At 59.1% G+C, this 14,356-nt stretch carries 13 protein-coding genes; all 13 read left to right on the top strand.

Features of this window, described 5'->3' with window-relative positions:
• The first annotated feature begins 98 nt into the window (after positions 1-98).
• Positions 99-1,229 (top strand): bifunctional 2-C-methyl-D-erythritol 4-phosphate cytidylyltransferase/2-C-methyl-D-erythritol 2,4-cyclodiphosphate synthase, encoded by a 1,131-nt coding sequence (locus tag ACP0GE_RS19165; RefSeq protein WP_424833498.1) that lies wholly within the window; start codon positions 99-101, stop codon positions 1,227-1,229.
• Positions 1,226-1,723 carry a phosphatidylglycerophosphatase A family protein gene (locus ACP0GE_RS19160; RefSeq protein ID WP_424833497.1) on the top strand — a complete coding sequence of 166 codons (498 nt, stop codon included), beginning with the start codon at positions 1,226-1,228 and terminating at the stop codon, positions 1,721-1,723. Before ACP0GE_RS19165 ends, ACP0GE_RS19160 begins: the two co-directional genes overlap by 4 nt.
• Positions 1,720-2,196: a CinA family protein gene (locus ACP0GE_RS19155; protein ID WP_424833496.1), complete on the top strand. Its 477-nt coding sequence runs from the start codon at positions 1,720-1,722 to the stop codon at positions 2,194-2,196. The genes ACP0GE_RS19160 and ACP0GE_RS19155 overlap by 4 nt, the downstream gene beginning before the upstream one ends.
• A gap of 200 nt (positions 2,197-2,396) precedes the next feature.
• The gene (locus ACP0GE_RS19150; RefSeq protein WP_424833495.1) at positions 2,397-3,578 is read left to right on the top strand and encodes an ammonium transporter; all 1,182 of its coding nucleotides are present in this window, start codon (positions 2,397-2,399) and stop codon (positions 3,576-3,578) included.
• Positions 3,579-3,717: 139 nt separating this feature from the next.
• On the top strand, positions 3,718-4,395 hold the full coding sequence (locus ACP0GE_RS19145; protein ID WP_424833494.1) for an orotate phosphoribosyltransferase: 678 nt from the start codon (positions 3,718-3,720) through the stop codon (positions 4,393-4,395).
• Positions 4,396-4,594: 199 nt separating this feature from the next.
• Positions 4,595-6,085: a replicative DNA helicase gene (locus ACP0GE_RS19140; RefSeq protein ID WP_424833493.1), complete on the top strand. Its 1,491-nt coding sequence runs from the start codon at positions 4,595-4,597 to the stop codon at positions 6,083-6,085.
• A 396-nt stretch (positions 6,086-6,481) separates the two neighbouring features.
• Entirely contained in the window at positions 6,482-7,516 is a 1,035-nt protein-coding gene (gene alr / locus ACP0GE_RS19135; RefSeq protein WP_424833492.1) for an alanine racemase, read from the top strand.
• A complete protein-coding gene (locus tag ACP0GE_RS19130) occupies positions 7,513-8,295 on the top strand; it encodes an MlaE family ABC transporter permease (RefSeq protein ID WP_424833491.1) in 783 nt (260 codons plus the stop codon). The genes alr and ACP0GE_RS19130 overlap by 4 nt, the downstream gene beginning before the upstream one ends.
• Positions 8,292-9,038, top strand: a complete 747-nt coding sequence (locus ACP0GE_RS19125) for an ABC transporter ATP-binding protein (RefSeq protein WP_424833490.1) — start codon at positions 8,292-8,294, stop codon at positions 9,036-9,038. Before ACP0GE_RS19130 ends, ACP0GE_RS19125 begins: the two co-directional genes overlap by 4 nt.
• Before the next feature lie 493 nt (positions 9,039-9,531).
• Entirely contained in the window at positions 9,532-9,969 is a 438-nt protein-coding gene (locus ACP0GE_RS19120; protein WP_424833489.1) for a paraquat-inducible protein A, read from the top strand.
• 75 nt (positions 9,970-10,044) lie between these two features.
• Positions 10,045-11,406 carry a DNA repair protein RadA gene (gene radA, locus ACP0GE_RS19115; protein ID WP_424833488.1) on the top strand — a complete coding sequence of 454 codons (1,362 nt, stop codon included), beginning with the start codon at positions 10,045-10,047 and terminating at the stop codon, positions 11,404-11,406.
• 40 nt (positions 11,407-11,446) lie between these two features.
• Entirely contained in the window at positions 11,447-12,058 is a 612-nt protein-coding gene (locus tag ACP0GE_RS19110; RefSeq protein ID WP_424833487.1) for a CvpA family protein, read from the top strand.
• 638 nt (positions 12,059-12,696) lie between these two features.
• A complete protein-coding gene (purF, locus tag ACP0GE_RS19105) occupies positions 12,697-14,220 on the top strand; it encodes an amidophosphoribosyltransferase (protein WP_424833486.1) in 1,524 nt (507 codons plus the stop codon).
• The last annotated feature ends 136 nt before the right edge of the window (positions 14,221-14,356 follow it).

Raw genomic sequence — 14,356 nt, 5'->3', positions numbered from 1 at the left:
AACCATCACTTGCCTATTTTTTAGGCAGATTGACGCGGGTGATTGCCTCTTCATTCATCGCCCCCTAAACAATGCCCAAGTTAGGAGAGTTCGCGCCCATGACCACCGCCGCCATCATTGTCGCCGCAGGACGCGGAACGCGCGCAGGCGGGGATGTGCCAAAGCAATGGCGTCCATTGGCCGGTCGACGAGTGGCAGACTGGACACTCGACGCGTTTCGCAATCAGGTCGAACATATCGTCTTGGTGTTATCGGAAGAAGACACCCAGGCCTGGGACGAATTCAGTCAGACCGATCTGATATTGGCCTCCGGCGGCAACGACCGGGCGGGTTCAGTCCGAAATGGGCTGGCGGCCTTGTCCGGGTTTGGCGTGACGCGTGTCCTGATCCACGATGTCGCCCGCCCCTGCGTCACCCCCCGCATCATTCAGGACGTTTTGTCGGCTTTGGACGTCCATTCGGCCACCGCCCCCGGCCTGCCGGTGACCGACGCGTTGTGGGTCGGAGAAGACGCCGTTGTGACAGGCACCCAAGACCGCAGCCAACTGTTTGCCGCGCAGACACCGCAAGGGTTCCACTATGAAGCTATTGTGGCCGCCCACGCTGCACACCCCGGGAATGCCGCCGACGATGTCGAGGTCGCGCGCGCGGCAGGTGTGAACGTGGTGATCGTGCCGGGAGATGCCGATAATATCAAAATCACCCGACCCGAGGATTTTGCCCGGGCGGAGCGTATAATGGGAATAGACATGGATGTAAGGCTGGGCAATGGCTATGATGTGCACCGCTTTGGCGACGGGGACCATGTGATCCTATGCGGGGTGAAAATACCGCATGACCGTGGATTGCAGGGGCATTCCGACGCCGATGTAGGAATGCATGCCGTCACGGATGCGATCTACGGTGCCTTGGCGCAGGGCGATATCGGACAGCATTTTCCGCCTTCGGACCCTCAATGGAAGGGTGCCGCGAGTGAGATCTTTTTGCGTCACGCGGTCGAACTGTCCAGGCAGATGGGATACCGAATTTCCAACGTCGACTGCACGCTGGTCTGCGAGTATCCAAAAATCGGCCCGCACGCAGAGGCCATGCGCGAGGAAATGGCACGCATTCTAAAGCTGAAACCGGATCAGGTCTCGGTAAAGGCAACCACCTCTGAACGGTTGGGCTTTACCGGTCGAAGCGAAGGCATAGCATCCCTTGCCACAGCCTGCCTGGTGAAGGCATGACCGCCGCGCGTCTGATCGGAACCGTTTGCGGCGTGGGCTATCTGCGCCCTGCCCCGGGTACATGGGGATCGCTGGCCGCGCTGCCTCTGGCCTGGGTGCTGCATAGTTTGGGTGGCTTCCCTTTACTTGCGTTGGCCACGTTAGCGGCCTTTTTCGGCGGCCTATGGGCAACCGGGGTAATGACAGCCGGACAAGAGGATCACGATCCGTCCGAGATTGTGATCGACGAGGTCGCAGGCCAGTTCATAGCCCTTTGGGCAATCTCTTATCCGGCGTGGGTGCATGGGATCGAAATCACCGCACTCTGGCCGGGCTGGGTTGCCGGGTTCATCCTGTTCCGCCTTTTCGACATCACCAAACCCGGCCCCGTTGGCTGGGCTGATCGGCGCAATGATGCGATGGGCGTCATGCTGGACGATGTGATCGCGGGGGCATTGGCCGCAATTGGTGTCCTCATCCTTGCCGGGATTGCACACGGAGTGCTGGGGCTATGAACGTTTCAACCCTTCTGGACCGCGCCAAAGCGCAAAACGTGATGATCGCCACCGCCGAAAGCTGCACGGGCGGCATGGTCGCAGCCGCGCTGACGGATATTCCCGGCAGCTCCGCCGTGGTTGACCGAGGGTTCGTTACCTATACCAACGCCGCCAAACAGCAGATGCTGGGCGTTCAGGCCGACACTCTGGCGGCCCATGGCGCAGTCTCGGAACAAGTTGCCCGCGAGATGGCCGAAGGAGCATTGGCGCATTCGCAGGCGCAGCTGGCGGTCTCGATCACTGGCATCGCAGGCCCCGGCGGATCGGAATTCAAGCCCGAGGGCCGCGTCTGCTTTGGCCTCGCCGCCAAGGGTCACGAAACGCGCACAGAAACCGTTGAATTCGGCGCGCCGGGGCGGGATGCCGTTCGCCGCGCCGCCCGGGATCACGCACTTGACCTGCTGTCTGACGGCCTTTCACGCATCGCCTAAATTTACGGCAGACCCTCCCTAAAGGCGCAAAAATAGTCGCCAGTTGAAAAAAGGCCACCAAAATAGGCGGCCTTTTGACGTGCTGCCTCTTTTTTCCTCGCCCTCTCTTCGCTTGAACCCACGGCACACCACTCAAGCAGCGCCGGACCGTGACGAGCAAGCACAGAACAGCGCCCCTGTAAGAAAGAGGAGAGCGGCCCATGAACGGAGCCGATACAGCCTGGATCATTGTCGCAACTGCACTGGTCCTGTTCATGACATTACCGGGGCTTGCCCTGTTCTATGGCGGCCTTGTCCGTGCCCGAAATGTCCTCAGTGTCTTCATGCACTGCTTTTCGATTGCCTGTTTGATGAGCATTTTGTGGCTGGTCGCAGGCTATTCAATCGCCTTCGGCCCCGGTGAGAGCGGCCTTTGGGGCGGTCTGGGCAAAGCGTTCCTGAATGGTGTCGATGTGGACAGCCTTGCAGGCACCCTGCCCGAGGTCCTGTTCTTTGCCTTCCAGATGACATTCGCGATCATCACCCCTGCCCTGATCGTAGGCGCCTATGTCGAGCGGGTGGGCTTTGGCTTTGTCCTAACCTTCTCGGCCCTGTGGATGCTGCTGTGCTATGCGCCCGTAGTTCACTGGATCTGGGGCGGTGGAATGCTGTCGGACGGAGGCATTCTGGGTGAGATCGGCGTGCGTGACTTTGCCGGTGGCATTGTCGTCCACGAAACCGCCGGTCTGGCCGCATTGGTTATCGCCGTTATCCTCGGCCCGCGCCGCAATCGCACAACGCCCCCGCACAACCCCGGCTATGTGATGGTCGGTGCCGCGATGTTGTGGGTCGGTTGGTTCGGCTTCAACGGCGGCTCGCAACTGGCCGCTGACGGAGGCGCCGCAATGGCCATGACCGTCACGCATCTGTCTGCCGCCACCGCGTCGCTAACATGGGCACTTTGGGAACGCATCCGCTTTGGCAAAGCTTCGATGGTTGGTCTGGTCACTGGCACCATCGCGGGTCTGGCCTCGATCACCCCGGCCTCGGGCTTTGTGGGTCCGGTTCAGGCGCTGATCATCGGTGGCGTTGCAGGTATCCTGTGCCAAGAGGCCGTGTTCGTCATCCGCAACAAGCTGAACATCGACGACACACTGGACGTTTTTGCCGTCCACGGTGTCGGTGGCATCTTCGGTACGCTGATGATCGCGTTGTTCGGCCTGGGCACCTGGACCGCACAGTTGGGCGGGCTGGTGATCGTGGGTGTCTTTACGGCAATTGTCACGATTGTTCTGGTCAAGATGGTTGCGCTGATCACACCGCTTCGCGTAGACGCCGAGACCGAAACAAACGGGCTCGACCTCTCGGTGCATGGGGAACGCGCCTACGACATGAGCAGCTAAGCCCACCTTGGCGCTCTGCCCGTGAGGGCGAAAAGCGGACCCCTTGGGAGGTCCGCTTTTCTTTTTGGCTCCCTCTCGACTCTGACCTGAATGACGGGCTATCAGCCTGCAACACCCTTTCAGCCCAGAGGTTTGCGCCATGATCCCCAGTTCCTTCCCCGACAGCACCGAAATCGCCCGTCTGACCGCACGGATGCTGCTGGAAATCAAGGCAGTTCACTTCAATTCGCGTGAGCCGTTTACCCTGGCCTCGGGCCTGCCCAGCCCAACCTATATCGACTGCCGCAAGCTGATCTCATACCCGCGCATTCGCTCGACCCTGATGGATTTCCTGACTGTCACCGTGATGCGGGATGCCGGGTTCGAGGCCTTCGACAACATTGCCGGTGGCGAAACCGCTGGCATCCCCTTTGCCGCCATGGTCGCTGAACGCATGGCCCTGCCGATGACCTATGTGCGCAAGAAACCCAAAGGTTATGGCCGCAACGCCCGCATCGAAGGCGCAATGAGCGAGGGTGAGCGCGTTTTGCTGGTCGAAGACCTGACCACCGATGGCGGCTCGAAACTGTCCTTTGTCGATGCGATCCGCGAAACCGGTGCGACTTGCGGTCATACGGCGGTAATTTTCTACTACGGAATTTTTCCCGAGACCGAAAAGACGCTGGGCGATCACGGCGTGAAGCTGCATTCGCTGTGCACATGGTGGGATGTTCTGGCCGAGGCCAAGGCGCAAAAGGCCTTTGACGAAGAAACCCTTAGTGGTGTTGAGGCCTTCCTGAACGACCCCCGCGGCTGGCAGGAAGCTCATAAAAGCTAACGTTGCGCCAACTGTTTTCGAAGCGGAAACAGTGACTGCACAGCAGGCACAAATCGCACAATATGTTGACGCCCCGCCCCATCATGCTTCAATATGATGGGGTTGGGAGATATGCACAATCTATCCCCAGAAACATACAATTTGCCCCGACTCAGAGGGGCGGATATGACCTGTGCCCCAAGGGACGGTGAGAGCAGCAATGAACGAGATCAGCAGTATCGAGCAGGCAGCGGCACAGATTCAAAACCCGGAGACGATGCCGCACTCTATCGAGGCCGAGCAGCAGCTTTTGGGCGCGATCCTGACGAATAATGACCTGTATGACCGGGTGGCTTCGATCATCGGGGCCGAGCATTTCTATGATCCGGTCCACGCCCGTATCTATGAAGTGGCAGCCACACGCATCGCCAAGAATGCGCTGGCCTCACCTGTTACGCTGAAATCCTTCATGGCCGAAGACGAGGGTCTGAAGGAACTGGGCGGCCCGGCCTATCTGGTGAAGCTGGCCGGGGCATCGATCAGCGCCTTTGCGGTGCATGACTACGCTCAGATGATCTATGACCTTGCCATCCGGCGCGAGCTGATCCGACTGGGCCGGGACATTTCAGACAAGGCTGCACGGGTCGAAGTATCGAGCGAGCCGAAAGAACAAATCGTGGAGGCCGAGCAACAGCTTTACCAGTTGTCCGAGCAGGGCCAGACCGAACAGGGTTTCCAATCCTTCCTCAAAGCGGTCACAGAAGCCGTGAACGTCACCAACGAGGCCTACCAGCGCGGTGGCGGCATGGCGGGGATTTCCACCGGTCTGGCCGATCTCGACAAACAACTGGGGGGCCTGCACCCATCCGACCTGATCATTCTGGCGGGTCGTCCGTCGATGGGCAAAACCTCACTGGCGACCAACGTCGCCTTCAACGTGGCCAAAGCCTACAAGCGCGGCACCAAACCCGATGGCAGCGAAGGTGCGATTGATGGTGGCGTGGTTGGGTTCTTCTCGCTTGAGATGAGCGCCGAGCAGCTGGCGGGCCGCGTCCTGGCCGAAGCCTCGGAAATTTCCAGCCACAAAATCCGCCAAGGCGACATGACCGAGGGCGAGTTCCGCCGTTTCGTGGACGCCGCCAAGGAGTTGGAAGCCTGCCCCTTGTTCATTGATGACACGCCTGCCCTGCCGATCTCTCAGCTTGCCGCCCGCGCGCGACGATTGAAGAGAACACATGGTTTGGACCTGCTGGTCATCGACTATCTGCAGCTTTGCCGTGGCATGTCTGACAACCGCGTCAACGAAATCGCCGAGATTTCGATGGGCATGAAGGCAATTGCAAAAGAGCTGAACATACCGGTCGTGGCCCTGTCCCAGCTCTCACGGCAGGTCGAAAACCGCGACGATAAACGCCCGCAACTTAGCGACCTGCGGGAATCGGGCTCGATCGAACAGGATGCCGACGTCGTCATGTTCGTGTTCCGCGAAGAATACTATAAGGAACGCGAAAAGCCCGGCGATCACGAACTGGAAAAGATGGAAGAGTGGAAGCAGGCCATGGAACGCCTGCACGGCAAGGCCGAGGTCATCGTCGGCAAGCAGCGTCACGGCCCCATCGGCACGGTCGAACTGTCCTTCGAGGCCCAGTTCACCCGCTTTGGCAATCTGGTCAAACCCTGGCAACAGGGCGGCGAGATCGAGGGTTATTGAATCAACCTCTGACTACGACACGCTCGAAATCTGGATAATCCAAGTGTCCGCCCGTTGTGTGGGTTCCCCTTGGTAACGCAGCAGTTTCCTCTGTAGAACGTGATCCTGTGGTTCGCTAATTTGCCTGAAGCTCACGTTTATCGCAGCTGTGAACCAAGGTGCTCTGAACAGCCACCTGAGCTTCTTACAGCAACGATCAAGCCGAACTTTGCGATTTGATGATGCGATTAACACAATTCATACGCCATTTAATCCCTAGAATTTGAGCGAATTAGCGCATCTGAACTCGCTCCAACCAAAGCAGCTAAGCCGAATGCTGCCGATGCAATTGAAAAACTCATTGGGAAATGCCCGATACCCCCTTGACCTGCCACGATGCAATGTCATGAACGTCACATGAGTACCGCACGATTAACGATCAACCTTCAGTCGCTTGCCCACAACTGGCGCGCACTGGATGCCAAAACCAATGTCGAGACCGGAGCCGTGGTCAAGGCCGATGCCTATGGGCTGGGGGCCGAACCGGTATCTTGGACGCTGGCCGATGAGGGTGTGCGCAAATTCTTTGTCGCCGTCGCCGAAGAGGGCGCGGCTGTGCGCAAAGCCGTCGGTCCGGGACCGGACATCTTTGTCTTTTCCGGGCACATGGATGGCGATGCCGAGGTGCTGTCAGGCCAAAACCTGATTCCCCTAATCAACTCTCCTCAGCAGTTTCAACGCCATCGCGGCGCCCTGCCGGATCACCCGTTCGGCATCCAGTTAGACAGCGGCATGAACCGTCTGGGGCTTGAGCCTGCGGACTGGGCAGAACTGCGCGACGCGGCCCTGGCACTTAACCCCGCCGTACTGATGTCTCATCTGGCTTGTGGCGATGAACCGGAACACCCGATGAATCGGCAGCAATTGCGTACGTTCCGTGAGATGACCGACGGCATCGCAGTGCCGCGTTCCCTGGCGGCGACCGGCGGATCGCTGATGGGCCCCGAGTTCCATTTTGATTTCTGCCGCCCGGGTATCGGCCTTTATGGCGGCATGCCCTTTACCGAAGCCAAACCCGTTGTCACCGTCGACCTGCCGGTTGTTCAGGTGCGCCCGGTTGCCGTGGGTGAAACGGTAGGATACGGCAATAGCTGGACCGCCCGCCGCCCGTCCCGCATTGCGACGGTTGCCGCAGGCTATGCCGATGGTCTGCACCGCGCCATCGGTGGCGGGATCGACGCCTTTGCCGGTGACCTGCCCTGCCCCGTCGTCGGGCGTATTTCGATGGACCTGATCACCGTCGATGTCACCGACCTGCCGGAAGATCCCAACCGCCTGCGTATCCTCAATGGCCACCAGACCGTGGATGATCTGGCCGAGGCAGCCGGGACCATCGGCTATGAAATCCTGACCTCGATGGGCAGACGGTATTCGCGGGGCTACGTGGAATGAACGCGCTTACGGCGCTGGGAGGGCTGGGCCGTACGGTACTGGGCGTATTCGCGGCCTTCGGTCGAGTGGCACTGTTTGCCTTGGACGCGATCTCGCACATCTTTCGCCCGCCGTTCTACCCTCGTGAATTCGGCATCGCTTTGCTGAATATCGGCTGGCTGTCCCTGCCCGTTGTGGGCCTGACTGCCATCTTCACCGGTGGCGCATTGGCGCTGCAAATCTACGCCGGTGGCGCGCGATTCAATGCCGAGGCTGTGGTGCCCCAGATCGTCGCCATTGGCATGGTCCGTGAACTTGGCCCGGTGCTGGTAGGGTTGATGATTGCTGCCCGCGTAACGTCCTCAATTGCTGCAGAAATCGCTACGATGAAAGTGACCGAGCAGATCGATGCGCTGGTCACGCTCTCGACCCATCCGATGAAATACCTCACGGCCCCGCGAGTTCTGGCGGCCCTGATCACCGTGCCCGCGCTGGTCGGCGTGGGCGACATAATCGGCATCGCCGGCGGGTACACGGTTGCCACGCAAAACCTGGGTTTCAACCCGGCGGCCTATCTGAAAAACACCGTGGACTTCCTTGAAACGCGCGACATCGTTTCCTCGTTGGTCAAAGGCGCAGCCTTCGGGGTCATCGCCGCCATCATGGGCTGTTACTACGGCATGAACTCCGGCCGCGGCGCGCAGGGTGTGGGCCGCGCCACCAAAGGCTCGGTCGAGGCAGCCGCCGTGCTGATCCTGGCCGCCAACTTCGTTCTCACAGGGGTATTCTTCTCGCTATGATCCGAATGGAGAACGTAGAAAAAGCCTTTGGCGACAACCACGTGCTGCAGGGCATGAACCTTGAGATTCCCAAGGGTACTTCGATGGTTATCATCGGCGGCTCGGGGACCGGTAAGTCGGTGGCGCTGAAATGTATCCTGGGCCTGATCAAACCCGACAGCGGTATGATCTACGTGGACAGCAAAGACGCCACCAAGGGCGATCGGGATGCGTTTCTGGCAAAATTCGGCATGCTGTTTCAGGGCGCGGCGCTGTTTGACTCGCTGCCCATCTGGCAGAACGTCGCCTTTCGCCTGCTGCGCGGTCCGCTGAAACGCCCTGCCGACTATGCGCGCGAAATCGCCATCGACAAACTGCGCCGCGTCGGCCTGCGCGCCAAGGTGGCCGATCTCTACCCGTCCGAACTGTCGGGCGGCATGCAGAAACGCGTCGGCCTTGCCCGCGCCATCGCCGCCGACCCCGAGATCATTTTCTTCGACGAACCCACCACCGGCCTCGACCCGATCATGTCCGGCGTCATCAATGACCTGATCCGAGAGATCGTGACCGAGATGGGCGCCACCGCGATGACCATCACCCACGACATGAGTTCCGTGCGCGCGATTGCCGACAATGTGGCGATGCTGCATGACGGGGTGATCCAGTGGACCGGGCCTGTGGGGCAGATGGATGCCTCGGGTGATCCTTATGTGGAGCAGTTTATCAGCGGGAGTGCTGAGGGTCCGATTGAGGCGGTGCGGTGATAAACACCCTGATTGCTCTGGCCATCCCAGCCCTGTTCTTGATGCCGATCATAGTGGCAGGCATTTCCTTTTCTGCCGGGTTAAGACACAGAGAAAACGAAAACCCGTCCAGACTTGGATCGCGCCTGATCTGGACGCCCGCGCTCTGTTTCGTTTGGCTGTTGGGTTGGGGGACATTTTTTCAAGTATCCTCATATTCTCGAGCTTTAAGCGACCTGCAACGAGGTTCTACGCGAGAGCTATCCTTCGCAATCTTAACTCCGGTTTTGTTGTGCGCACTTCTACAGACAATCAACTTGCTAAAAGCAGCAAGAGCGAAAACGCATATATTTCTTTGCCATTTCGCAGCGGTTTTGTGCTTATTAATTATATTCTTGGTCTGCTATTTTGCGTTTCGCCTTTTGTAGGTCTTTGTTTCTGGTCCACCATAGCTCTACCCGTCACAAAGCCGACCAGAGTTTTCTGACTAACCCTGTTTATCGTTGTAGGAAAAATGCTCCGCCTCGCCACCCTCTCCCTCCTGATCCTCTACCCCATCGCGTGGTTTGCCCCGTTGATGCGCGCGGGGTTGCTCCCGATCTTCGGCCTATCCGAAATCAGCGTTATCACCGGCCTGCAATCCTTGTGGAAATCCGACGTCTTCCTCGCGCTGATCGTCACCGTCTTCGCCCTCTTCGCGCCCTACCTCAAAACCATCGGGACAGCGTTGATCCAATGGAACCTGCTCGACATCCGCGTCCAACCCGCGCTGAACATCCTTGGCAAGCTGGCGATGGCCGACATCTTCCTGATCGCGCTTTACATCACGCTGGCCAAAGGCATCTCTTACGCCACAATCGAAACGGCGTGGGGCCTCTATCTCTTCACCCTTTGCATTCTGGCCTCAATCCTTTTCGGCATCCTTACAGAGCGCCAATACAAACAGACCTGACCTCAGCGCGCCACCGGCGGTGAGGCAGGCCCGTAAGGGCTTGAAGAACTGCCCATCCTCGGGCACCAAGGCCGCATGGCAAAACCAACATTCTCATGCTCCGCCTGTGGCGCTTCGCATTCCCGCTGGTCCGGACGTTGTGACAGCTGCGGCGAGTGGAACACGATTACCCAGGACGTACCCTTGTCGGCAGGTCCGGCCAAGAAGTCGCTGGGCACCAAACGCGGGCAGAACATCACGCTGACCGATCTGTCGACCGAGGAAACGCCCCCTCCCCGCACGCTCTGCGGTGTAGACGAACTGGACCGCGTGCTGGGCGGTGGCCTTGTGCCTGCCTCGGCCCTGTTGGTGGGCGGAGATCCGGGCATCGGTAAATCCACCCTGCTGCTGCAGGCCGCCGCACGGTTCTCACGTGCAGGCGTCAAAACCATCTATGTCTCGGGCGAGGAAGCCAGCGCACAGGTCCGCATGCGCGCGCGTCGCCTGGGGCTTGAGGATGCACCTGTCCAGTTGGCGGCAGAGACCAACCTTCGGAACATTCTGACAACGCTTGAGGCGGAAAAACCCGGGCTGGCCATCATCGACTCGATCCAGACCATGTGGGCCGACAATGTGGACAGCGCGCCGGGCTCGGTTTCACAGGTTCGCGCCGCAGCACATGAGTTGACCACCTTTGCCAAACGTCACGGCGTGTCGGTCATCATGGTGGGTCACGTCACCAAAGAAGGTCAGATCGCAGGCCCCCGCGTGGTCGAGCATATGGTCGATACCGTGCTTTATTTCGAAGGCGAGCGCGGCCACCAATTCCGCATCCTGCGCGCGGTCAAAAACCGCTTTGGCCCGGCAGACGAAATCGGTGTGTTCGAGATGACCGGGAAAGGGCTGGCGCAAGTCACCAACCCTTCGGCTCTGTTTCTGTCAGAGCGTGGAACGCCCAGCCCCGGATCGGCCGTCTTTGCTGGGATCGAAGGCACCCGCCCTGTTCTGGTGGAATTGCAGGCACTGGTCGCCCCGTCACCCCATTCGCAGCCCCGCCGCACGGTTGTCGGCTGGGACAGCGGGCGCCTTGCGATGATCCTTGCCGTGCTCGAAGCGCGCTGCGGGATCCCCTTTGCCGGGCTTGATGTCTATCTGAACGTCGCCGGGGGGCTGAAAATCAGTGAACCCGCCGCAGACCTTGCCGTGGCCGCCGCATTGCTGAGCGCACGGGAAGACACCGCTTTGCCCGCTGACACCGTTGTTTTCGGAGAAATCTCGCTATCTGGGGCACTTAGACCAGCTTCGCAGACCGAAAACAGGTTGAAAGAAGCGCAAAAACTTGGTTTCACAGCGGCAATCGCTCCGGCGGGCGGCAAAACCGGTACTGTGGCAGGTCTGACACTCACCCGACCCTCTGATTTGGTTGGGTTTGTTGGCGAAACCTTCGGAGCAGGTTAAAGTCGCGCCCCGGGGGCAGGCAAACGAACAGGCGAGGGCCATGGAAGGTTTTACAATAATTGACGGGGTCGTTGCCCTGATCGTCGTGGTGTCGGGCATTCTCGCCTACTCCCGCGGCTTCATGCGCGAGGTTCTAGCCATTGCAGGCTGGGTCGCCGCCGCCGTTCTGGCCTTTATCTTTGCACCGCAGGTCGTGCCATTGGTCAAAGAAGTGCCCGTGGTCGGAGAGTTCCTGCGTGACAGTTGCGAATTGTCGGTGATCACCGGCTTCGCCGCCGTTTTCGCCGTGGCGCTGATCGTGGTCAGCATCTTCACGCCGCTGTTTTCATCGCTGGTTCAGCGGTCCGCCTTGGGCGGGCTGGATCAGGCGCTGGGCTTTTTCTTCGGTGTCGCGCGCGGGATCCTGTTGGTCGCCATCGCCTTTTTTGTCTACGACACCGTGATGACCGGCCAGTCTTACACAATCGTGGACGAAAGCCGGTCGGCCAAAGTCTTTGAACAGTTCAGCGATCAGATCGAAGAACAGAACCCGGAAGCCGCGTTGGGATGGGTCACATCGCAATACGAAAAGCTGGTTGCGTCCTGCACCGCTGGCAATACACCGGAACCTGTCACTCCGGCTGAAACCCAGGACAACACGCAGGGCGGCTAAGGCAGCGCTGTCAGTAGTCGATGAAAGCCCGGCCCTGCCCGGGCTTTTTTCATTGGCTACCCGATCAGGTCACGTATCCATCCCCGCCGCACACGGTACAGCGGATGGATTTCAGGCCAAAGCACCCATCGCACCTGCTGGATACCGGTTTACCAAAGACGTCGCGACTTTTGACAACTTCGCCGGTTCCCTTGCAGATTTCACATGGCGCACGCCCCGAGCCACGACATCGGTGACATCGTCGCTTGATCGGTTCGTCCTTCTTCTGATGCCGTTTATGCTGCCACATATCTACTCTCGACCCGCCGTACTCGTTTCATTTCTTATCAAAATTATGACTATGACAGCACATATACCCCAATATGTCATCAATCATTGACGGCGGAGTCCCAGTCAGCGAAAGCACCTGCGGCAAAAGTGTTTGTGATCCTTTGATGACAGGCGCACGAATAGGCATTATGTGGATGCCAAACTGCCACGGAATCGGAGCTGCCGATCTTGTTCTTTCTGTTCGTATGCGCGTGCGTCGCAATGATGACAGCCGGTCTGGCGTCAGGAACAGCAGCCCCCGTCGGCCCAATCCCTGCTGCGCAGGGTAAAACTCACCTAAAAACGTCATAGAAATTGGAGCCCCGTACATGTGTGGGATTTTGGGAATCGCAAGCCGGACACATGATGTCTTTGCGGAGATCTATGACGGGTTGCTGATGCTGCAACACCGCGGTCAGGATGCTTCGGGGATTGTCACCTACAACGGCGAGTTTTTCCGCGAGAAGAAAGCCAATGGGTTGGTCAAAGACGTGTTCAACGCCAGCGATGCCGAAACCCTGCTGGGCAAGGTCGGCATGGGGCATGTGCGCTATCCAACCGCGGGCTCACTCAGCGCGGCTGAGGCGCAGCCGTTTTTTGTCAACGCGCCTTATGGCATCTATCTGGTCCATAACGGCAACATCACCAATACGGCCGAGCAACGCCAGAAAGTGACTGGCAAGTACAGCCGCCACCTGCGCACCACGTCGGACTCGGAAATCCTGTTGAACGTGCTGGCTGACAAAGTGGCCGACGCCATCAAGGTAAACGGAAACTCGGACCCGATCAGAAACATCTTTGCCGGGGTGAAGATGACGATGGAACGCGTTCAGGGCGCTTATTCGGTGATCTGTCTGGTGGCAGGCATCGGCATGCTGGCTTTCCGTGATCCTTTCGGCATCCGCCCCCTGTCTGTTGCCAAGCGCGCAGTGGACGGAGAGGGAGACGACTATGCCTTTGCCTCGGAAGATGTGGCTTTTGGCATCAACGGGTTCGACAAGCTACGCGACCTGCGCCCCGGCGAAGCGATCCTGATCGACCTTGATGGCAATATGCATGAGTTCCAGGCGGTCGAAGGCAAACTGACGCCGTGTATCTTTGAATATGTCTATCTGGCGCGCCCGGACTCTTTGCTGGACGGCGTGTCTGTCTACAAAACGCAAATGCGCATGGGACAGACGCTGGCAAAACAGATTCAGGAATCAGGGTTGGACATCGACCGGATTATCCCGGTCCCCGACAGTGCGCGCCCGGTTGCGCTTGAGGCTGCCAAGATCACCGGTATCCCCTATCGCGAGGGTCTGGTCAAAAACCGCTATGTGGGCCGCACGTTCATCATGCCGGGTCAAGCCGAGCGCCAGAAATCCGTGCGCCGCAAACTGAACGCCGTTCCGCTTGAGTTTCAGGGCCACAATGTGCTGCTGATCGACGATTCCATTGTGCGCGGTAATACGATCAAGAAGATCGTGCAGATGTGCCGCGAGGCGGGTGCAAAAAAGGTATACATCGCCAGCGCCTCGCCACCGGTTAAGTATCCCAACGTCTATGGCATCGACATGCCGACCAAGCATGAACTGATCGCCAATGGCAAAGAGATCGAAGACATCCGCGAGGAGCTGGGCGCCGATGCGTTGTTCTATCAGGACCTCGACGATCTGATCTGGGCCGCGAAAGAAGGCAATCCCGAGATCGAGGCCTTCGATTGTTCCTGCTTTGACGGCAAGTACATCACCGGCAGTGTCAGCGAGGATTATCTGGACAGCCTGGAAAACAGCAGCCGCGTCAGCAAAAAGCGCGAAGACATGCAGGTGCCGGGCGGGTCCTGGAACGCAGCCAAACTGGCCTCGGGCTGACCGGCTGACGAGGACAGACGAATCGCACTGGACGCCCGGCGCACCTTTCAGGCTGCTTCGATGCGCGCTCGGTGAATTTTTGCCCACAACCTGTCGGCGAACCTGACCAAATTGCAAAGGGTTCGGGAATAGCGGT

Origin of the sequence: Ruegeria sp. (assembly GCF_965243365.1) — a bacterium.
Taxonomy (GTDB): Bacteria; Pseudomonadota; Alphaproteobacteria; order Rhodobacterales; family Rhodobacteraceae; genus Ruegeria.
The sequence above is the reverse complement of the archived record's forward strand: the minus strand, read 5'-3'. Positions and strand labels throughout refer to the sequence as shown.

Bases quoted from the DNA above. Each gene is read 5' to 3' on its own strand.
- ACP0GE_RS19165 (WP_424833498.1), top strand. From the start codon at position 99: ATGACCACCGCCGCCATCATTGTCGCCGCAGGACGCGGAACGCGCGCA.
- ACP0GE_RS19160 (WP_424833497.1), top strand. From the start codon at position 1,226: ATGACCGCCGCGCGTCTGATCGGAACCGTTTGCGGCGTGGGCTATCTG.
- ACP0GE_RS19155 (WP_424833496.1), top strand. From the start codon at position 1,720: ATGAACGTTTCAACCCTTCTGGACCGCGCCAAAGCGCAAAACGTGATG.
- ACP0GE_RS19150 (WP_424833495.1), top strand. From the start codon at position 2,397: ATGAACGGAGCCGATACAGCCTGGATCATTGTCGCAACTGCACTGGTC.
- ACP0GE_RS19145 (WP_424833494.1), top strand. From the start codon at position 3,718: ATGATCCCCAGTTCCTTCCCCGACAGCACCGAAATCGCCCGTCTGACC.
- ACP0GE_RS19140 (WP_424833493.1), top strand. From the start codon at position 4,595: ATGAACGAGATCAGCAGTATCGAGCAGGCAGCGGCACAGATTCAAAAC.
- alr (WP_424833492.1), top strand. From the start codon at position 6,482: ATGAGTACCGCACGATTAACGATCAACCTTCAGTCGCTTGCCCACAAC.
- ACP0GE_RS19130 (WP_424833491.1), top strand. From the start codon at position 7,513: ATGAACGCGCTTACGGCGCTGGGAGGGCTGGGCCGTACGGTACTGGGC.
- ACP0GE_RS19125 (WP_424833490.1), top strand. From the start codon at position 8,292: ATGATCCGAATGGAGAACGTAGAAAAAGCCTTTGGCGACAACCACGTG.
- ACP0GE_RS19120 (WP_424833489.1), top strand. From the start codon at position 9,532: ATGCTCCGCCTCGCCACCCTCTCCCTCCTGATCCTCTACCCCATCGCG.
- radA (WP_424833488.1), top strand. From the start codon at position 10,045: ATGGCAAAACCAACATTCTCATGCTCCGCCTGTGGCGCTTCGCATTCC.
- ACP0GE_RS19110 (WP_424833487.1), top strand. From the start codon at position 11,447: ATGGAAGGTTTTACAATAATTGACGGGGTCGTTGCCCTGATCGTCGTG.
- purF (WP_424833486.1), top strand. From the start codon at position 12,697: ATGTGTGGGATTTTGGGAATCGCAAGCCGGACACATGATGTCTTTGCG.